Source organism: Alloiococcus otitis ATCC 51267 (assembly GCF_000315445.1).
Lineage (GTDB): Bacteria > Bacillota > Bacilli > Lactobacillales > Carnobacteriaceae_A > Alloiococcus > Alloiococcus otitis.
The window spans coordinates 312390-332404 of record NZ_JH992957.1 but is presented as its reverse complement, the minus strand read 5'-3'; the positions used below and the strand labels follow the sequence as shown (position 1 = coordinate 332404).

General features: G+C 44.9%; 20 protein-coding genes and 1 pseudogene. 3 read left to right on the top strand and 18 right to left on the bottom strand.

Annotated elements, in window-relative coordinates; genetic code table 11:
* Positions 1-48: 48 nt before the first annotated feature.
* From HMPREF9698_RS01600 to rpsB, 5 genes and pseudogenes are all read right to left on the bottom strand, one after another.
* Positions 49-201 (bottom strand): annotated as a pseudogene (locus HMPREF9698_RS01600) (type I restriction-modification system subunit M N-terminal domain-containing protein); the annotation flags it as partial.
* A gap of 372 nt (positions 202-573) precedes the next feature.
* Entirely contained in the window at positions 574-1131 is a 558-nt protein-coding gene (gene frr, locus HMPREF9698_RS01595; protein WP_003776636.1) for a ribosome recycling factor, read from the bottom strand.
* On the bottom strand, positions 1124-1855 hold the full coding sequence (pyrH, locus tag HMPREF9698_RS01590; RefSeq protein ID WP_003776634.1) for a UMP kinase: 732 nt from the start codon (positions 1853-1855) through the stop codon (positions 1124-1126). Before pyrH ends, frr begins: the two co-directional genes overlap by 8 nt.
* 139 nt (positions 1856-1994) lie before the next feature.
* The gene (tsf, locus tag HMPREF9698_RS01585) at positions 1995-2873 is read right to left on the bottom strand and encodes a translation elongation factor Ts (RefSeq protein WP_003776632.1); all 879 of its coding nucleotides are present in this window, start codon (positions 2871-2873) and stop codon (positions 1995-1997) included.
* Positions 2874-2934: 61 nt separating this feature from the next.
* Entirely contained in the window at positions 2935-3699 is a 765-nt protein-coding gene (rpsB, locus tag HMPREF9698_RS01580) for a 30S ribosomal protein S2 (protein ID WP_003776630.1), read from the bottom strand.
* A 217-nt stretch (positions 3700-3916) separates the two neighbouring features.
* Between rpsB and HMPREF9698_RS01575 the strand changes: the two genes are divergently transcribed.
* Positions 3917-4534, top strand: coding sequence for a lysophospholipid acyltransferase family protein (locus tag HMPREF9698_RS01575; protein ID WP_003776628.1), 618 nt, complete (start codon positions 3917-3919; stop codon positions 4532-4534).
* A 49-nt stretch (positions 4535-4583) separates the two neighbouring features.
* Here the strand turns inward: HMPREF9698_RS01575 and HMPREF9698_RS01570 are convergent, their stop codons facing one another.
* The 3 genes from HMPREF9698_RS01570 to HMPREF9698_RS01560 form a co-directional block, all read right to left on the bottom strand.
* Positions 4584-4811, bottom strand: coding sequence for a YneF family protein (locus tag HMPREF9698_RS01570; RefSeq protein ID WP_003776626.1), 228 nt, complete (start codon positions 4809-4811; stop codon positions 4584-4586).
* 97 nt (positions 4812-4908) lie between these two features.
* Complete coding sequence (gene tkt, locus HMPREF9698_RS01565; RefSeq protein WP_003776625.1) at positions 4909-6900, bottom strand: transketolase; 1992 nt, start codon at positions 6898-6900, stop codon at positions 4909-4911.
* Between the two features lie 17 nt (positions 6901-6917).
* The gene (locus HMPREF9698_RS01560; RefSeq protein WP_003776624.1) at positions 6918-7160 is read right to left on the bottom strand and encodes a DUF896 domain-containing protein; all 243 of its coding nucleotides are present in this window, start codon (positions 7158-7160) and stop codon (positions 6918-6920) included.
* A gap of 164 nt (positions 7161-7324) precedes the next feature.
* Here HMPREF9698_RS01560 and lexA point away from each other — a divergent pair, with 164 nt between their 5' ends.
* A complete protein-coding gene (lexA, locus tag HMPREF9698_RS01555) occupies positions 7325-7966 on the top strand; it encodes a transcriptional repressor LexA (protein WP_003776621.1) in 642 nt (213 codons plus the stop codon).
* An 84-nt stretch (positions 7967-8050) separates the two neighbouring features.
* The gene (locus HMPREF9698_RS01550; RefSeq protein WP_003776619.1) at positions 8051-8416 is read left to right on the top strand and encodes a DUF6568 family protein; all 366 of its coding nucleotides are present in this window, start codon (positions 8051-8053) and stop codon (positions 8414-8416) included.
* 54 nt (positions 8417-8470) lie between these two features.
* Here HMPREF9698_RS01550 and HMPREF9698_RS01545 read toward each other — a convergent pair whose 3' ends face one another.
* From HMPREF9698_RS01545 to tig, 10 genes are all read right to left on the bottom strand, one after another.
* Positions 8471-9526 (bottom strand): LLM class flavin-dependent oxidoreductase, encoded by a 1056-nt coding sequence (locus HMPREF9698_RS01545; RefSeq protein ID WP_003776618.1) that lies wholly within the window; start codon positions 9524-9526, stop codon positions 8471-8473.
* 31 nt (positions 9527-9557) lie between these two features.
* Entirely contained in the window at positions 9558-10073 is a 516-nt protein-coding gene (locus tag HMPREF9698_RS01540) for an adenine phosphoribosyltransferase (RefSeq protein ID WP_003776614.1), read from the bottom strand.
* A gap of 11 nt (positions 10074-10084) precedes the next feature.
* Positions 10085-12388 carry a single-stranded-DNA-specific exonuclease RecJ gene (gene recJ / locus HMPREF9698_RS01535; protein ID WP_003776612.1) on the bottom strand — a complete coding sequence of 768 codons (2304 nt, stop codon included), beginning with the start codon at positions 12386-12388 and terminating at the stop codon, positions 10085-10087.
* Positions 12389-12406: 18 nt separating this feature from the next.
* On the bottom strand, positions 12407-13180 hold the full coding sequence (locus HMPREF9698_RS01530; protein ID WP_003776609.1) for an SDR family NAD(P)-dependent oxidoreductase: 774 nt from the start codon (positions 13178-13180) through the stop codon (positions 12407-12409).
* A gap of 66 nt (positions 13181-13246) precedes the next feature.
* A complete protein-coding gene (gene rnz / locus HMPREF9698_RS01525; RefSeq protein WP_003776607.1) occupies positions 13247-14176 on the bottom strand; it encodes a ribonuclease Z in 930 nt (309 codons plus the stop codon).
* 12 nt (positions 14177-14188) lie between these two features.
* Complete coding sequence (obgE, locus tag HMPREF9698_RS01520; protein ID WP_003776605.1) at positions 14189-15496, bottom strand: GTPase ObgE; 1308 nt, start codon at positions 15494-15496, stop codon at positions 14189-14191.
* An 18-nt stretch (positions 15497-15514) separates the two neighbouring features.
* Entirely contained in the window at positions 15515-16522 is a 1008-nt protein-coding gene (locus tag HMPREF9698_RS01515) for a hypothetical protein (RefSeq protein WP_003776603.1), read from the bottom strand.
* Positions 16519-17124, bottom strand: coding sequence for a ribosome biogenesis GTP-binding protein YihA/YsxC (yihA, locus tag HMPREF9698_RS01510; protein ID WP_003776601.1), 606 nt, complete (start codon positions 17122-17124; stop codon positions 16519-16521). Before yihA ends, HMPREF9698_RS01515 begins: the two co-directional genes overlap by 4 nt.
* Positions 17125-17273: 149 nt before the next feature.
* Positions 17274-18542 carry an ATP-dependent Clp protease ATP-binding subunit ClpX gene (gene clpX / locus HMPREF9698_RS01505; RefSeq protein WP_003776599.1) on the bottom strand — a complete coding sequence of 423 codons (1269 nt, stop codon included), beginning with the start codon at positions 18540-18542 and terminating at the stop codon, positions 17274-17276.
* 118 nt (positions 18543-18660) lie between these two features.
* The gene (gene tig / locus HMPREF9698_RS01500; protein WP_003776596.1) at positions 18661-19998 is read right to left on the bottom strand and encodes a trigger factor; all 1338 of its coding nucleotides are present in this window, start codon (positions 19996-19998) and stop codon (positions 18661-18663) included.
* Between the last annotated feature and the right edge of the window lie 17 nt (positions 19999-20015).

Below are 20015 nucleotides of genomic sequence, written 5' to 3'. Positions count from 1 at the left end.
CTATTAAACTCTTGATCTTATCATCCTTTTCCTAGCGAGCAAAGTTGAAAATTCAGTAATGTTTTCTGAAATAAACCGGTAAAATAAAATACCTAATATGTACTGCTTAAAATCCCAGCCGTCTACTGCCCCTCGAACGTCATCAGCAATAGCCCAAATTCGCCGGTGTAGCTCCGCTCTTTGGGTCGCTTGACCATTCACCTTACTTACATCTGCCACTTTATTTACCTCACTTTGTTTAAACACTAATATGGACGGGAGCAAATCAACTCCCCTTTAAAAATGATTTAAATCAATCATATCACAATCAATAAGGAGATTATAGCCCAAGTCCACTTCCCACTTTTCTAACAGTATTCAAACATCTACCTCTAATAACTATTTACTTTTGTGCTATGCTATAATAAGCTTAGTAAAGATGTTAGGAGGACGCACTTTGAAAAAACGAATCAAAAAATATATTCTGACCTTAATTGTTAGCTTCCTTGTCACTAAAATTGTGTCGTACTTGATGAATGAAGAATTATAATAGAAAGGAACCCTCAAGCTAGCTTAGCTTGGGGGTCTTTTGTATTAGTTATCGAGAATTTCTCTTTCTTTTTGACGAGACAATTGGTCGGCCTGGTCGGTATACTTGTCGGTCAGTTTTTGGACCTGGTCTTCGTAACGTTTTTTTTCGTCTTCAGAGATTTCACTGTTTTTTTCTGATTTTTTTAAGCTGTCCATGCCTTCCCGGCGAATATTTCGGATGGAAACTTTGGCTTTTTCTTCTTCCTCGCCAACTTTTTTGGCAATTTCTTTCCGCCGTTCTTCTGTTAAGGCTGGTACAACCAAGCGGATCACTTCCCCATCACTAGCAGGTGGGATGCCAATATCAGACTTTTGAATGGCTGTTTCAATATCCTTGAGGGTCGATTTGTCATAAGGTGAGATCAATAAAACCCGGGCTTCAGGAACTGAAATTTGAGCCAATTGGTTTAAGGGAGTTGGTGCCCCATAATAGTTGACCTGTACCCGTTCCACTAAGCTAGCATTGGCACGTCCTGCCCGGATACCCCCCAGTTGATAGTTTAGAGAGTCAATGGCTTTGGTCATTCTGTTTTCTAAATCTTGCAACAATTCTTTACTCATTTGTCTTCCCCTTTACTGTTGTTCCGATTGCTTCACCTAGGACCGCCCGCTTGATATTGCCTTTTTCATTGAGCTTAAAGACCAATAAGGGAATATCATTGTCCATGCTTAAGGTTGAAGCTGTGGTGTCCATAACCCCAAGGGACTGGTTGATAATATCAAGATAGGTGAGCTTGTCATATTTGACCGCTGCATCATCTTTCATTGGATCAGCCGAATAAACCCCATCTACATTGTTCTTGGCCATCATAATGACATCAGCCTTGATCTCAGCAGCCCTTAAAGCAGCAGTGGTGTCGGTTGAGAAGTAAGGGTTGCCGGTACCACCTGCAAAGATAACCACCCGACCCTTTTCCAAGTGGCGGATCGCTCGTCGTCTGATGTATTGCTCGGCCACCTCTTTCATCTCGATGGAGGTTTGGACCCGGGTGGGAACGCCGGCATTCTCCAGGCTGTCTTGGAGGGCTAGACCATTCATAATGGTAGCAATCATGCCCATATAGTCAGCTTGGGCCCGCTCCATGCCCATTTCTGACCCGGTTTGGCCCCGCCAGATATTGCCACCACCGACAACAATAGCAATTTCAATTCCCAGTTCATAGACGTCTTTAATTTCCTGGCAAATCTTTTGGATGGTGAGCGGGTTGATGCCAAAATCCTTGTCCCCAGCCAGGGCTTCACCACTTAGCTTTAGGACAATCCGCTTGTAGATTGGTTCACTCATGTATACTTCTCCTAACAAAAGAATTAATCTGGATTAATGGTAACATATTTCAGCCCAACCTGCATCAAAATCTCAGCCAGCCTTGCAAAAAACCACCAAATTCAAGCGAATTTGGTGGTTAGCTTTCAGCTGGTCAATTTTAATTGTTAATTTGTGATTGGACTTCAGCTGCAAAGTCTTCTTCTTTTTTCTCAATACCTTCCCCAACTTCATAACGGAAGAAGGTTTGGATGCCAGAGTCATGACTATCCAAGTAGTCTTTGACAGTTTCGTCTGGGTCTTTCACATAATCTTGTTCAGTCAAGGAAATTTCAGACAACCATTTGTTGAGGCGACCTTCCACCATTTTTTCAACGATGTGGTCAGGTTTGCCTTCATTTTTAGCTTGTTCAGTCAAGATTTTTTGTTCTTCATCCCGTCTGTCTTTAGGCACATCTTCACTGGTAACATAAAGCGGGTTAATAGCGGCCACGTGCATGGCAACGTTACGAGCCACTTCAACATCTGATCCGTCAATCAGGGTTAAGACGGAAATACGGCCACCCATGTGTTCATAGTCACCGAAGACTTGGTCATCATTTTTCTCTACAACTTCAAACCGTCTAAAGGTGATTTTTTCACCAATAGTAGTTGTAGCTTCAGTGATGGTGTCTTCAATGGTTTGACCTTTGATGTCCAATTGCATGGCTTCTTCCATGTTAGCTGGTTTGTTTTCCAAAACCGCATTGGTAATGTCTTCAACCAGTTGCAAGAATTTGTCGTTTTTAGAAACAAAGTCTGTCTCAGAGTTTACTTCGACCAAGACAGCTGTATTGCCGTTCACTTTAGTCTTGGTTAAGCCTTCCGCAGCAATTCGGTTTGCTTTTTTAGCTGCCTTAGCTACACCTTTTTCGCGCAGGTATTCAACGGCCTTGTCTAGGTCGCCGTCTGTTTCGACCAGTGCATTTTTGGCATCCATCATTCCGACGCCGACTTTGTCTCGTAATTCTTTCACTTGAGCTGCTTTAATATTAGCCAATGTTTTTGCCCCCTAAATTATTTTACTGAAATAAAGTGTTCAAAATTCGCTTAACGGTTAATTATTCTTCGTTGTCACCTTCAACGGCTTCAACCATTTCTTCCAAGCTTTCTGAACTAGCGATTTCTTCTTCTACTTCTTCCTCGCCTTGCTTACCTTCAACGAAGGCATCAGCCATGGTTTTAGTAATCAATTTAACGGCACGGATAGCATCATCATTTGATGGAATAATGACATCGATTTCATCTGGGTCACAGTTGGTGTCTACCATAGCCACAATTGGAATGTTCAATTTGCGTGCTTCTTTAACCGCAATATCCTCTTTGCGAGGGTCAACAACAAAAATGGCATCTGGCAAGCCAGGCATGTCTTTAATACCGCCTAGGTTGTATTGCAATTTTTCGCGTTCTTTAATTAAGATACCAACTTCTTTTTTAGGAAGGACTTCGAAAGTACCATCTTCTTCCATTTCTTCAAGCTCTTTCAAGCGGTCAATCCGTTTAGAGATGGTGTCCCAGTTGGTTAAGGTCCCACCGAGCCAACGGTTGTTAACGTAAAAGGCACCAACACGTTCAGCCTCTTCTTTGATGGATTCTTGAGCTTGTTTTTTGGTACCAACAAATAAGACATTACCACCATCAGCAGCGATGTCTCGGATAAAGTTATAAGCATCATCAATCATGTTAACGGTTTGTTGTAAGTCGATAATGTAGATACCGTTACGTTCAGTAAAGATATATGGTTTCATCTTAGGGTTCCAACGACGGGTTTGGTGGCCAAAGTGGACACCAGATTCGAGTAATTGTTTCATGGTAACAACTGACATAAATAAATTCCTCCATTTTGGTTTTTCTTCCACCAACTTCGAGTGACCAGACACTTTACAAGTAAAGCACCCTCTGGCCAATCCATTGGTGTGTTTGATTTTGGTCTGATTAACCGTTTATAAGTGTACTATAGATTTTCAGCAATAGCAAGTTTTTCCTTGATTAGATAGGATTTTTACACCATACTAATATTAACAATTTAAAGGAGTCACTTTTATGTTATTTAGATTTCTTGTCAATTTGATTTATGGATTACTGATCATCGTGAACGGTCGCCTAGAAGTCATCGGGAAGGAGAACCTACCGGACAAGGATACCTATGTCCTGGTTGCCCCTCACCGGACTTGGTTGGACCCTGTTTTTATCGCCATCGCTACCCGGCCGCGGGAATTTGTCATCATGGCCAAGGAAGAACTTTTCAATGTCCCTATCTTTGGTTGGATCATCAAAAAAATCGGAGCCTTCCCGGTCAACCGCGACAAGCCAGGGCCTTCTGTCATTAAAACCCCGGTCAAGGCCTTGAAAGAAAGTGACCAGGCTCTTATGATCTTCCCGACTGGTACAAGACATTCCACTGAACTCAAGGGCGGAGCCACTACCATCGCGAAGTTGAGCAAGAAGCCAGTCATCACAGCGGTCTACGACGGCCCGCGCACCATCAAAGACCTGTTAAAAAGAAAGAAAACCCGGGTCATCTTCGGCCAAGGATTTGAGGTCCAAAGAAGAGTGGAAGGAGTCTCGGACCTGGACCAATACTACATGGACAAAATGCAGGCATCCTTTGACCAGTTAGACCAAGAATTAAAGGACCGGGCTTCACACTCTGAAAGCTAAATGAAGTCTTAAAAACCGCTGGGGCATTCGCCCTAGCGGTTTTTTGGTCTTATTTATCTTTTTTGGACTTGGACTTAATCTGGGTCATCATCTGTCTAATCTTCCGCTCAGATGGTTTTTGCCCCATCTGAAGCATCATGAGTCTTAACATGTCTTCATCAATTGGCGGATTTTTTTCGAAATAATCCATCATATACTTCCGGGCTAGGAAAAAGCCCCCAATTAACCCCCCAATTAAGGCTAAGATAATTAAGATAATGGCTAGTGCTAAATTCATGCTTTCATCCCTTCTTTGACTTAATCTACCCTACTTATTGTACCAAAAAGATAAGGAAATAAAAGAAGAGATTGATTGACCTCAAATTTGATCTTCCTTACAAGCTCTTATAGGCTTTGACAATTTGGTCAACAGTAAAGCCGTAAGAAGCAACCACTTCTTTACCTGGCCCACTCGAGCCGAACTTGTCGATAGCTAAACTATTGCCTTCAAGACCGGTGTAGCGGTCCCAACCAAAGGAAGCCCCCATTTCAATAGCGAGGCGTTTGGTCACCTTGCTTGGTAGGACGGTTTCTTTATAAGCTTCACTTTGTTCATCAAAAAGGTTAAAAGATGGCATAGAGACTACAGAAACATCAATCCCCTCTTGTCTTAACGCTTCTTGCGCTTGTAAGGTTAGGGCAAGTTCAGATCCACTGGCTAGTAAAATACCATCTGGCTTGTTGCCTTCTTGGCTAGAAATAACGTAGCCACCGTGTTTAACATGTTCAAACCGGTCTTCTTTGGTCTGGTTCAAACCAGGTAGACCTTGCCGGGTCAAGACGATCATGGTTGGTCGGTCCTTGGACTCAATGGCAATCTTCCAGGCAGCGGCCGTCTCATTGCCGTCAGCTGGACGGATCACATTCAGGTTAGGCATGGCCCGGAAGCTGGCCAATTGCTCGACTGGCTCGTGGGTCGGCCCGTCTTCCCCCACCGCTACGGAGTCGTGGGTTAAGACATAAATGGCCGGGACATGGGAGAGGGCCGCCAAGCGGACAGCTGGTCTGAGATAGTCTGAAAAGACAAAGAAAGTTGAAACAAAGGAATAAGTTCCGCCGTGGAGGATAATACCATTTAAGGCTGAAGCCATGGCATGCTCTCGAACCCCATACCAAATGTTACGGCCTGTGTAATTGTCTTTTGCGAAGTCTTCGCCCTGGTCGATAACGGTTTTGTTAGACCCGGACAAGTCAGCTGACCCGCCCCAGAAGTTAGGCAAGGATTGAGCGATGGCATTGATGACTTCATTAGACAAGGCCCGGGTTGCTTTATCGTCTCCAGCTGAGTAAGTCGGCAAGGCTTGCTCCCAATTGTCAGGTAGGTCTCTAGCCAAGGCTTTATCTAAGGCTTGGGCTTTTTCGGGGTATTCTTCTTTATATCGGGCAAACAAATCATCCCAGGCCTGGTTTTTAGCCTGGCCCTCTTTGATAATGGTCTCATCAAACCGGTCTTTTACTTCTTCAGGAATATAAAAGTTCTCTTGGTAAGGCCAAGCATAGGATTCAACTGCTTTTTGCCGGCCTTCCTTGCCAATCGGAGAACCGTGAACGGCAGCTTTCCCTTGGTCCGGAGCTCCTTGACCAATTACGGTCTTGATTTCAATCAAGGATGGCTTGTCCACCTGCTTGGCTTTGTCAATGGCCGCATGGATCTGGTTAAGGTCGGTCCCATCTTCCACAAAGATATAGTCCCAACCCTGGGCCTCAAACCGGCCTTTGATGTCTTCGGAAAAGGCCTTGCTGACCGGTCCATCCAATTGGACATCGTTGGAGTCATAGAGGACAACGAGTTTATTTAAGTTTAAATGTCCTGCCAAACTGCCTGCTTCATAGGAAATTCCTTCTTGCAAGTCTCCATCTCCAACCAGGCAGTAGGTGTAGTGGTCGATAATAGGATAGTCTGGTTCATTGTAAAGCTCTCTTAAGTGGGCTTCGGCCATGGCCATGCCAACCGAGTTAGCAAATCCTTGACCCAAAGGCCCGGTAGTAGTTTCCACACCTGGCGTCTGGTGGACTTCGGGGTGGCCAGGGGTTTTACTCCCAAGCTGGCGAAAATTCTTCAAGTCTTCTAGGCTAACGTCAAAACCTGACAGATGAAGCAAGGAGTAAAGCATAGCTGACCCGTGTCCTGCCGACAAGACAAAACGGTCACGGTTAATCCAGCTGGGATTGGCTGGGTTAAGGGATAGGTGCTTGGACCACAAGGTATAGGCCATGGGAGCGGCACCCATGGGCAAACCTGGGTGGCCGGAATTGGCCTCTTCAACTTGGTCTACACTCAACAAGCGGATGGTGTCAACGGCTAATTGGTCAGTTCGATCAAACATGTGTTAACCCCCTTCTATTAACGGTTATGGAGTCCTCTATCTTTTTGAATTTTTTTAATTTTATCGGGTGTCACATCCTTGCCTTCTGGGTCAATAATTTTAGTGTTTTCCAAAGTCCCTCTGAAATTGGCCCGAAAAGCCTTGATATATTCTTGTCTAAGGGAAGCTTGTTCTTCTTTTTCTTCTGGGCTTAGCCCTTCCTCGGTTCTTTCCTTACGAGCTAAAACATTAATCCGGTCAAGTTTGTCTTGAGATAACACGCTAAGTCCTCCTTATTAAACTGATACTTGTTCATTATAACATTTATAAAAGGCTTTGGGTAGAAACCTGCTTATTTCCTACTAGGATAACCGAACTTATGTTTGATCTCTTTTTTTAATATGGTATACTGATAGTGACTACAAACGAGAAAGGAAGTGCCAGCATGGCTAAACGTGGGCGCAAAGGAGAAAAACAATTAGAAATCCTCAGCTATATCTACCAAGAAGTCAGTGAAAAAGGCTACCCACCGACTGTCCGGGAAATCGGCAACGCCACCCAGCTGTCTTCTACCTCTACAGTCCACGGCCACCTGGCTAACCTGGCCAAGGCAGGTTTCATCACCCGCGACTCTTCCAAGCCCCGGGCCATGGAGGTCACCCCTCTCGGTCTCAATAAACTAGGTATCGATGAAGGACAAGATGACAAGCAGATCCCCCTATTGGGTGTGGTTACAGCTGGTGAGCCAATTTTAGCTTATGAAGAAGCCAATGACTTCTTCCCCTTGCCGCATGACTTGGAGTTAGAGCGGGGGAACTTGTTTATGCTGACCATATCTGGGGATAGTATGGTCAATGCTGGAATTTTTGACGGTGACCAGGTCATTGTCCGCCAGCAAGCAGACGCCTCTAACGGGGATATCGTTATCGCAATGACTGAGGAAAATGAAGCCACCTGCAAACGTTTCTACAAAGAAAAAGACCATATCCGCCTTCAACCCGAAAATGACCGGCTCGACCCTATCATTTTAAACCAAGTATCCATCCTGGGTAAGGTCATTTCCCTCTACCGCAGCCAGGTCTTTTAGTGGACAAGTTGAATTCTTTTTACCTATAATAGTAGTTAGCTTACTAAAAGATAGTAATTCACGACTGGAAAGAAGGAGATTTTTATGTCAGTTAGTCCACAAGAATTCTTGCAATTAGCTGAAAGCTTTAATGAAGTTACCCCAGAAAAAGCCGAAGAACTCTTAGAAGCAGGCCAAGGCAGCATCGTCTTTGTGGGCCGGGAAACCTGCCCTTTCTGTTGCCAATTTATTCCTCGTCTACACCAAGTTGCTCAAGACCAGGACTTGACCATCAATTTCCTCCACTCCCAACATCCTGACTACTTGGAAGCTATCTCAGATTTTAGGGAAAAATACGAGGTCCCAACTGTCCCTGCCCTCCTCTACTCTGATGATTCAACAGATGGTGTCAAATCAGTTAGCGACAGTAGCATGAGTGAAGCCGATATTAAAAGCTTTATTAACTTGTAAGAATCTATACCAAAAGAACCGGTTAGCCAGGCAGTCTAGCTAACCGGTTCTTTTTTATTTTTTGGTATATTTTTGTACTTCAGGGATAATTTTCTCCCCTAAGTAGTCAATGGTTTCCTTGATATCATCTAAGGAGACCCCAGCGAAGTCTACTTGGGCGACATAGCGGTCATGGTGAAAGTGCTCATATTGGTTGAGGATTTTCTCCACAACAGAAGCAGGAGACCCAATGTTTAAAACATGGTCGACGCTTGCGACATCCTTGCCATCCAGTTGATCTAGATAAGCCGTCCGCACTCGAGCCATGCCCTCTTTAATCCGGGGCAGGTACTTGCTAATGGCTTGGTCTCTTTGGGCTTTGACCATCATGAAACTAGCCGTTGCGATGGGCAAGTAGCCATAGCCATAAGCCTTGGCTTCTTCTTGGTAGGCCTGGAATAAGTCTTGGTAGTAGTCAACCTGGCCACTGACCTGCATCAGGTGGAGGGGGACCCCCCTCCGGGCCGCCTGAAGGGCCGATTGGAGGCTGCCGGAATTAGCCTGCCAAATGGGAAGACCCCCTTCAGGTCGGTCTGGTCGAGGCCATACCAAGGATTGACCTCCCTCCTTTTTATCTACCTGGCTTGGAAAGGCTTGGGTGTTGATAGCGAGTAGGCGGTCAAATTTTTCCTCAAACAATTCTTCATATTGGTCTAAATCATAGTCTTGTGTTTTAAAATTACCAACCCGGGCTGACCGCCCACAAACTAACTCCATCCGCTCCCGGGACAGGAGGTCGATGGTAGCCGCTTGCTCAAAAACTTGGACTGGGTCTCCTGTGCTAATGGTGGTGGCCCCAGAAGCCAGTTTAATCCTGCCCGTTTGACTGGCAATGGCTGCCAAAAGGATGAGGTGGGCGGAAGAGACAAAGTCTTCCTGGTGGGACTCGCCCACTTGGAAAATAGCCAAACCTGCTTGGTCAGCCATCTTTCCTAAGTCAAGGATCTGGTCGATCCGGTCTTTTACGGATAAGTGGCTGAGTCCGGCTTGAAACAAGTGGTCGCCAATGGTGTATAAGCCAATTTCTAATCCTTTTTTTTTATCAAATTTCGGCAAGATTTGCTTTTTCACATTACCACTCCAGGCCTTTTGCTCTTGTCTGTTAATCGTATTGGGTTAAACTTAAGAGGTCATAGTCTTTGATCTTGTCCCTGCCCTTTAAACCTAAGAGTTCAATCAAAAAGGCAGTACCGACAACCTGACCTCCTAAGTCTTCAACCAAGTCAATAGTGGCAGCGATGGTCCCGCCAGTGGCCAACAAGTCGTCACAAACCAAAACTTTTTGGTCGGGTTGGATGGCATCCTTGTGAATTTGTAGGACACTATCCCCGTATTCTAGGCCGTAAGATTTTTCCATGGTTTCTCGGGGTAACTTGCCCTTTTTGCGGGCTGGTATAAAGCCAATCCCCAATTCATAGGCTACCGGACAACCGACAATAAAACCTCTGGCTTCTGGACCTACGATCACTTCGACTTCCTTATCCTGAGCAAAGTCGACAATATCTTGGATAGCCTCTTGGAAGACTGGGCCATTAGCCATCAGTGGAGAAATGTCTCTGAAAATGATCCCCTTTTCAGGAAAGTCTGGAACATTGGCAATATAATCTTTATAGTTCATTTATTTACCCCTTATTCTTTATTTAACTCTGCATCAAAGTAAGACCGCACTTGGTCTTTTGGGCTAAAGAGTAAGGCTTCTTCCGCCTCCATAGCCGCTTGCATGGACTGGTAAGTAGACGTTGCTTCAAGGTCAATCTTTTGATGACTACCTTCAAAGAGTAAGCGTCCACTTTCTATTTTAACAAAGTTTACTTCCAAAAACACCTGAATGACAAGATTAAAAGTGACAGAAGTCATCTGAAGATAGTTTGGCAAGCGGGACTGAGCCTGGGCAAGGGGAAGACTTTTGTGGCCAATTAAGTACTTGTAAACCCGGTTGAATTCTTCTGGCTGGGGTAGGCCGTTAAAATAGAGGCTGGATGGTTTGAAAAAGTAAAGAACAACCTGCTTATCGCTTATCTGGGGCAAGAGTTCCTTAAACTGGCCCAATGACTGAGGACAGTCTACCAAGTAGACCTCTTCCAGCAAGGATTGACCTGCCTCCGCTTCTTGAGCTGTTAAAAGCTGGGCCTGGCTTGGAAGATAAGGCTTGACCTGGCTGGCAATAGCCTGGTTAAAGCAGATATAAGAGGCTTTAGTTCGGGTAAAAAGAGATTTTTTCAGCTGGTTGGTTCTTTTGTCAATGATTCTTGCAGACAAGAGCCGAATATCTTGAATCATCAGCTGGGCCTTGGCTTGGTTCTGCCAGACATTTTTATCCAGGTTAGCCACAAGCTGACATTGGGCTTTTGAATCAAGGAAATCTGCCAAATGTCCTAGGGAAAAGCCAATCCCTTCTAGCTTCCGATCTTGATCGTCAAGGATTAATTTCAGGTGGCTCTTATCCTGGCCGATTCGTCTAACCTCTTTAATCGGCGGATTCTTAAGAATAAATTGAGGTTTTGGATTGTCTTGGCCAAAAGGTTTGAGCAAGTTAAGTTCGCGAATGGTGGCCAAGGTGACCTGGTCAGGACTTATTTCACCATCAATGGCCAGGCTAGGCCTGATGTCTATCTCTTCTTTCAGCTGGGCTAGCCTTTGGTTGAGGAAGTCTCTTAATTCATCTAAACGACTGGTCTCTAAGGTCATTCCAGCAGCCATTTGGTGGCCACCAAAACTGACAAATAACTCTCTCACTTCACTACAAGCAGCAAAGAGGTCAAAATTTTCCACTGACCGGGCTGATCCTTTGACAATGCCTTGTTTCTTAAATTCCTTAAGGACTATAGCAGGCTTGCCGGTTTCATTAACGATCCGACTGGCCATAATACCAAGGACACCCTGGTGCCAGTGGTCAGCCTTGACGATGTGAATATGATCGTTTGGGTTTAAGGAGGTCAAGGCTTCTGCTACACTTTCCTTGACCAAGGTCTTGCGGTCTTCATTGACCTGGATAAAGTGCTGGGACAGGCTAGCAACCCTTTCTTCTTCAAAGCTAGTCAAGAGTTCAACAACCTGGTTGGCATCCTCCAAACGACCGACTGCATTCAGAACAGGGGCAAGTTTAAAGGAAATTGTCTCTTCGTCAATTTCCGAGAAAGGAATAGCTAAGTCTGTGATCAACCGTCTCAAGCCCAACCGTTGACTCTCTTTTAATTGGTCCAGACCAAACTGGACCAAAGTTCGGTTTTCTCCGGTCAAAGAGACCATGTCTGCTACGGTCCCAATTGCTGCTAGGTCCAACATTTCTTGAGGGACTTCCCCCAATAGATATTGGCTTAATTTTAATGCCACGCCAGCCCCAGCCAAGTCTTGGAAAGGATAGTCTCCTTGGGGGTGGGCTGGATGGACCACTGCCAAGGCATCCGGTAGCTGGTCTGGCAGGCCGTGGTGGTCACTGATGATGACGTCAACTCCCTGACTCATGGCCAAGTCCACCGCCTCATGGCCAGCCACTCCATTGTCAACGGTTATAATCAGGTCAATTCCCTGGTCAATAAATTCCTGGTAGCGATCTGCATTAGGCCCATAGCCATCATTAAAGCGGTCGGGTATATAGTAGGTCACCAGCCCTCCCAAGGTCAGGAGGCATTCGTATAAAATAGCCGTTGACGTCACTCCATCGGCATCATAGTCCCCGTAAATCAGGATCTTTTCGCCAGCTTCTACTGCTTTGAAAATCCGATTCCCTGCCTTGTCAATCTCATACAAGGAGCTTGGGTCGTGAAATTGACTTGGATCTTTGGCGGTAAAGGATTGGATAGCTTCTACTGTATCCAGGCCCCTAGACAGACAAAGCTCTAAGAAAAGATCGGAATAAGGCAAGTCTCCCCCTAGGTCTTTGACTAAGTCCTTGTCTACTTCTGTATTTAACTTCCAATTTAATTGGCTCAATCTGGATCCACCTTTAGTTTATTTCTTGAAAAATGTATAGATAAATGCCTCTGACAGGCTAGGAAAAAGGTTATGTAGCTTAACACCTAGGCTCATAATAATGGGAAGGTTGACCTGACGTTTGGGCTTCATATAGATCTTGACTATTCGTTTGGCCACCTGGTCTGGATCCAAGGTGAGGGACGAAAGCTTTGCCAGGTAAGATGAAGAGACGCCAGCTTTTTCAAAAAAGTCTGTATCAACCGGCCCTAGGTTGACTGAAGTTACATAAACCCCATAGTCTTTCAATTCTAAGCGTAGGGCATCGGACAGGGAAATGACGGCAGCCTTTGTAGCTGAATAAATACTAGTGGAAGCAGTCGGAACTTTTCCTGCCAAAGACCCAATATTTACAATGTGACCCGACCCTTTGACTAACATATGACTAGCCAGGCGTTTAGACAAGTAAGCTAAGGCTAGGACATTGACCTGGAATAACTTGACTATTTCCTCATAAGAAGTCTCCAGCAAGGGCTTGGCCAGACCGATACCAGCACAATTCACCAAAATGTCAATTTGGTGTTTAGCTAAGAGGTCACTTAAGGCTTGGTCCGTTTTTGCCATATCGGCTAAGTCTATTTGGTAAATAAAGGCCGAACCTGGAAAGACCTGGTCACAGGCAGCCTGGACAGCCTTGAGATAGTCCCACCGTCTAGCAACAAGGTGGACTTGGTAGCCTTGACGGACACTCTCCAAGGCACAAGCCTGGCCAATGCCTGAGGAAGCACCTGTGATTAATACTTGTTTTGCCATAAACTTGTCCTCCCTAGTTAAAAAGGGTAAACAAAAGTTCACCCCAAATGCTTTCATCGACTATCGTTAACCCTTAGCTGGTATGGAAAATGAAGAAAAGTCATGCATGATATGGGTTTTGGCAAAAATTTCCTGGGCCTGGCTGAGGTATTCTTCCAGGTCCGGACCTAGGTAACGGGCCGAAATGTGGTTGAGGAGTAAGTCCTGGACCTGGGCCTCTTTGGCTAGTCTGGCTGCTTCCACACTAGTGGAATGGTTGTAAGCCTTGGCCAAGTCTTTTTCTTGGTGGCTAAACGTTCCTTCGTGGACCAAAACGTCTGCGTCTTGGGCCAGGTCAAGGGTGTTGGGACATGGCCTGGTGTCCCCAATAATGGTAATTTTACGGCCAGGTATGTCAGGGCCAATATAATCTTTCCCGTTAATGATCCGGCCGTCTTCCAAGGTCACTTGCTTGCCAGCCTTTAACTGGCCATAAAGGGGACCAAATGGCACACCGGCCTCCTTTAAGGCTTGGCTGTTTAAGGACCCCTTTTTATCCCTTTCAACAATCCGAAAGCCAAAAGAATCAATTCCGTGCTTGACCTTTTTGACTGTCACTTGAAAGTGGTCGTCGGATAGGACCCGGTCCCCGTCACAGAATTCGACATAATTGATGGGAAATTTGAGGTGGGTCTTAGAGACAGTTAAGGCCGTTTGAACAAAGGACTTAATACCTGGAGGACCATACAAGGTCAGAGGTGAAGCTCCTCCTTGGAAGGCTCGTGAGCTTAAAAAGCCTGGCAGGCCAAAAATGTGGTCCCCGTGAAGGTGGGTGATAAAGACCTTTGAAATTTTGCGTGGTTTGATATTCGTCCGTAAAATTTGGTGCTGGGTGGCTTCACCGCAATCAAAAAGCCAAATTTCATTTAATTCATTTAAGAGTTTTAAGGCCAGGCTGGAAACATTCCGGTGCTTTGAGGGAACGCCAGACCCGGTTCCTAAAAATTGTATTTCCATAAAACTTCCTATCTAATCCATGAACTCAAAGACAAAATCTTCAACCTGGACAGGGTCACCAGACTGAGCGCCTTTGTCCCTTAAGGCTTGGTCAACCCCCATCCCTCTTAGCTGGCGGGAAAACCGCATAATGGCTTCCTCATGATCAAAATTGGTCATGGCATACAAACGCTCGACCTTGGGACCAGAAACTAGCCAAACCCCTTCTGGGTCCCGGTCAAGGTCAAAGCTTTCTTGGTCTGCCTGGAACTTGTAGACCACTCTTTGCTCGTCTGCACCAGCTTCTTCCTGGTCTAAACTTGGGACTTTGTCCAGTTGGTCGACTAAGTCAGCCAGACGGACAACGAGGTCCTGAATGCCAGCCTGGGTGGCAGCAGACACTTCAAAGATTTCATAGTCGAGACCCCGGCTGGCCAATTCAGCTTTAAACTCGGCTAAATTGTCCGCTGACTGGGGCAGGTCCATTTTATTGGCCACGATGACTTGTTTGCGGTCCAATAATTTCTCATTGTAGTCTTTTAGTTCTTGGTTAATCTGGTCAAAATCATCAATTGGCTGGCGGCCTTCCATTCCACTCATATCAAGGACATGGAGGAGGAGTCGGGTTCTTTCAATATGCTTGAGGAAGTCAATCCCCAAACCAACCCCTTCTGAAGCCCCTTCAATTAAGCCAGGAATATCCGCCAAGACAAATTCCTTGCCGTCCACTGCATTCACTACACCTAAATTAGGGGCAAGTGTAGTAAAGTGATAGGCTCCAATTTTAGGTTTAGCGCCTGAGACAACCGACAAAAGGGTCGATTTCCCGACAGAAGGATAACCCACTAGGCCAACATCGGCCATGACTTTTAATTCCAATTCGACATCCCGCTCTTGGCCCGGCTCGCCGTTTTCGGCAATGGAAGGAGCTGGGTTCTTATGCGTAGCAAAACGTTTATTGCCTCGACCTCCCCGGCCACCTTGGGCTGCCAAGACTTCTTGCCCTTCTCCTTGTAAATCAGCAAGTACGGCCTTACTTTGGGCATCCCGGATGATGGTTCCAGGCGGGACACTGATAATTAAGTCCTCTGCCTTCTTGCCATTCATTCCTTTAGGCATACCATTTTGGCCACTATCTGCCTTGAAATGGGGGTTGTAGCGGAAGTCTACCAGGGTACGGAGGCCTTCATCTACCTTGAAGATGATGTTACCACCACTGCCACCGTCGCCGCCTGCTGGTCCACCATTGGGCTCATACTTTTCTCGTCTAAAAGCCACCATTCCGTCACCGCCCTTACCGGCTCTCAGGTTAACTTTGGTGTAGTCGACAAACATAGACATATTGAGTCCTCCTTTCTTTTAAGTTCCTAGTAATTGTTGGTAGGTTTTTTCTGCTGCCAGTCGGATGGCCTTTTGCATTTCCTCACTTAAATAGTGGTCTTTGGAAATGATGGTCAAGGTCAATTTATATTCAATAAATGGTGTGTTTTCTTCAGCGTAAAAAGATGCATAAACCACAGCTTTTGGGGTTAGGCGGACCTGTCTGATTCTTTCTAATAAGGCTTGACGCATGTCGGAAAAACCAACCAATAAGTTCACGAAAATGTCCGCTGCCCCATACCGGTAGTTCATCTCATCCAGCTTAATGACTTTTAAATGGAAATGGGGGTCCAATTCAAAAAGGCCTGGATTTAAATCAGCCAGGTAGGCTTGCATCTGGTCAAATTCAAAGTCATTAGCAGCCGCCAGGGTAATCGACTTTATTCCGTATTTTTTCAAGCGGTAAGAAATGTACAAGCTCTCAATATTAGCCCCCAAGATAACCAAGTCACTTTCTTTTGCATTGATATACTGGCAAGACTTCATGATAAATAAAAGCTGGCTGACGATATTATAAGAACTCAAGGCTTCTTCAGAGTCTTCAAACATAAAATTATAGAGACTACGGAAGAGCTTTTTAAAGTGGGGTCCCAAATGAAATAAACGTCTGGTCGACAAACTAGACTCGATCATGTCCTGGAAGTATTGGCTAGGCAAGAGCAAACTAAAGTCATAACTCTTTTTAAACAAATGATTAATGGCCTCTTCATTGTAAAGGGAATAGGAGAAGTTGATAAGGTCATTTAAGTCCAACTGGCTCTCTTGGGCCAGGTAGCGTAGCAAGTCCCCATGGCTAAAGCTGGTTTCATCAATAAAGAGGTAAATCTCAAATTCTTGACTAATATTGAGCAGGTAGACTTCTAAGACACCTTGGAAAGACTTGATTTGTTTGACCAGTCCTTCTTGGTTTTGAAAGCTGGTTAAGAAAAAGCTTTGGGCATCCGAGTCTAACAGTGTTGTATCGATGCCATACATTAAAAGTTTCATAGTTGGTCATCCCTTAAAAATTCCCGAATAATTTGCCAAGCCTGGTCCCTGCCTTCCTTGCTTTCGGCCGAATAGACCATAAACTGGTCACCATCATAAAGGTTCAAGGCTTGGGTGATATCTTGTATTTGCTTGTCTCGTTTGGAAGGCTTGACCTTATCAGCCTTGGTCGCTACCACCAAAACAGGCAGGTTAAAATGACTCAGGTATTCGTACATTTGGATGTCTAGTTGGCTAGGCTTATGCCGAAAGTCAACTAACTGGATGACCAAGACCAAACTTTCCCGGCTGGCAAAGTACTCTTCCATCATAGCTGCCCAGCGGTTTTGCTCAGCCTTGGATACCTTAGCAAAGCCATATCCCGGCACATCCACCAGCAAGAGCTCATTTTCAACCTGGTAGAAGTTAAGAGTCCGAGTCTTTCCCGGCTTGCTGGAAGTATGGGCCAGTTTTTTCCGGTTGACCATACTATTGATAAAAGATGACTTGCCAACATTGGACCGACCAGCCAAAGCCACTTCTGGGAGGCCTTGGTCTGGGTATTGGTCTTGGCTGACCGCTGAGATTAAGATGTCTGCTTTTTGGATATGATTTGGATCCATAAATTACCTCATTGCAAGAATCTATTTTTCAAAACTTACTGGCTTGATTACTTCAATATTATACCACAGCTTTTTATAAGAACCTAAAAGAAATAAAGACTCCTCAGTCAAGGAGTCTTTATGGCTATTGTGTGATGTCTAGTCAATGTCTAATTATCACTAGAAACAAGCTTGCCATCTGCATCCAGGTAATCGGGCTTGGTTTCACCCAAGGCAGCTGATTCCGTAACCACGACCTTTTTAACTTGATCCAGGCTTGGAACGTCATACATGACATCTAACATGATGGCTTCAATTATAGACCGTAAGCCCCGAGCCCCGGTATCTCTTTCGATTGCCTTCTTGCCAATGACTCTGAGAGAAGCTTCATCAAACTCAAGGTCAACTTGGTCCATTTCGAGGAGTTTTTCGTATTGTTTGACCAATGAATTTTTTGGTTTGGTAAGGATTTGAACCAGGTCATCCTCATCCAATTTATCTAAGACGGCTGTGATGGGTAAGCGACCGATAAATTCTGGAATCAAACCATACTTAAGCAAGTCTTCGGGTATAATCTCTTGCATAATGGACTGGCTATCATCAATTTCTTTCTTGCGGTTGGAGGTTCCAAAACCGATTAATTTCTCACCTAAGCGTTCTTTGACAATAGACTCAATTCCGTCAAAGGCTCCTCCAACGATAAAGAGGATATTAGTGGTATCAATTTCGATCATTTCCTGTTGAGGATGCTTCCGCCCACCTTGAGGGGGAACAGAAGCTGTAGTCCCTTCTAAAATTTTTAAAAGAGCTTGTTGAACCCCTTCCCCACTGACGTCCCTAGTAATAGAGACATTTTCGGATTTTCGGGCAATTTTATCGATTTCATCAACATAAATAATGCCGTGTTGGGCCCGGTCCACGTCATAGTCTGCCGATTGCAGGAGTTTTAATAAGATGTTTTCCACATCATCCCCCACATAGCCTGCCTCTGTCAAGTTAGTGGCATCAGCAATGGCAAAAGGGACATTTAAGATCCTTGCCAAGGTCTGGGCAAGGTAGGTCTTCCCTGACCCCGTTGGCCCGATCAAACAAATATTACTTTTTTGTAATTCAACATCTTCTTCATCTCTTGTTTCCTGCAAGTAATTGACGCGTTTATAGTGGTTATAAACTGCAACCGAGAGGGCTCTTTTGGCGTTGTCTTGGCCGATGATGTATTCATTTAGGATATCGCGAATTTCCGCTGGTGTCGGCAATTCGTCAATGGTATAGGAATCTTCTTCTGCTTGCAGCTCTTCTTCCATTATTTCTTGGCACAAGTCTACACACTCATTACAGATAAAAACACCAGGTCCGGCTACTATTCGTTTAACTTCATCTTGAGACTTACCACAAAAGGAGCAAGAAATATCTTCCGTCTGCTTGTTTTGGTCAACCATTGATCCACCTCATTTCATGGTTTAATTAATTCTTCTTTAATGATGTTCAGTGTGTCAAAAGAGGAATGCCCGGCATCCCTCTTTTTTTCCTTATCCAAGTTAGGTCTTCGATGCGGTACTATTCGGCCTCTTCCGCTTCTTTGTCTGCTTCAGACTCTTGGCTTGCAGTGGCTTCTTCTGTTTCTTTAGCAGTCGAGGTAATCAAGTCAATAGCTTTTTTCAAGGAAATGTCGTTTTGCAACAAGTCAGGAGACAAGACATCCCGGACACGGGACTCTTCCATGTTGTATTGTTCGGCTAAGTCCGCAATTTCTTCGTCCATTTCCTCTTCATTGACTTCAATGTTTTCAGCTTCGACAATGGCTTGCAAAACGAGATTGGTTCTGACATTAAATTCAGCCCCATCTTCAAATTGCTCGCGCAAGTCATCCTCACTGGTTCCGGTCATGCTGAAGTACATTTCAGGGGAAATCCCTTGTTGTTGCATATTACCCAAGTACATTTCCATTTGTCGGTTCACTTCTTCATCCGCCATAGCTTGAGGGATTTCTGGAATGTCAGCATTTTCAACAGCTTTACGGATAGCTTCATCGTCACGAGCCTCTTCAGCCGCTTGAGCTCTGCCCTCTTCTAATTCTTGGCGGATTTTTTGCCGTAATTCATCTATAGATTCGACATCTTCGTCTTCATCTTTGGCAAATTCATCGTCGAGTTCTGGCAATTCTTTAGACTTAACCTCGTGAACGGTCACTTCAAAGACCGCTTCTCGACCAGCCAAGTCTTCTGCTTGGTAGTCTTCAGGGAAGGTTACTTCAACTTTTACTTCTTCTTCTGGAGAAACACCAATTAATTGGTCTTCAAAACCAGGAATGAATTGGCCTGAGCCGAGTTCAAGAGAGAAGTTGTCTGCTTGGCCCCCTTCAAATTCCTCGCCATCTTTAAAGCCTTTGAAGTCAATGACGACAGTGTCGCCTTCTTCAGCTTTGCCATCTTTAATGGTTAATTCAGCTGCTCGTTCTTGTCGACGTTTCAAGCTTTCTTCCACTTCTTCATCCGAAACGTCACGCTCTTGTTTAGCAACTTCTAAGCCCTTGTATTGACCCAATTCAACTTCAGGTTTAAGGGTCACTTCAGCCACCAATTCCCAGTCTTGACCTTTTTCCATTGATTCAGCATCAATTTGTGGCTGGCCAACTGGTTCGATTCCTTCTTCATTTAAAGCTTGCTGATAGGCAAAGGGTAGAATGTCATTTAGGGTATCTTCGTATAAGGCTTCTTCCCCATACATTTTATCGAACATTTTTCGAGGTAATTTCCCTTTACGAAAACCTGGGACGTTTAAATTCCCTTTTACTTTCTTAAAAGTACGGTCTAGGCCACTCTTAACGGTATCCTTGTCAATGGTGAAAGATAATTTACCAGTTGTTGGACCAATCTTTTCAAACTTCGTAGTCATCTATTGAGACCCTCCAA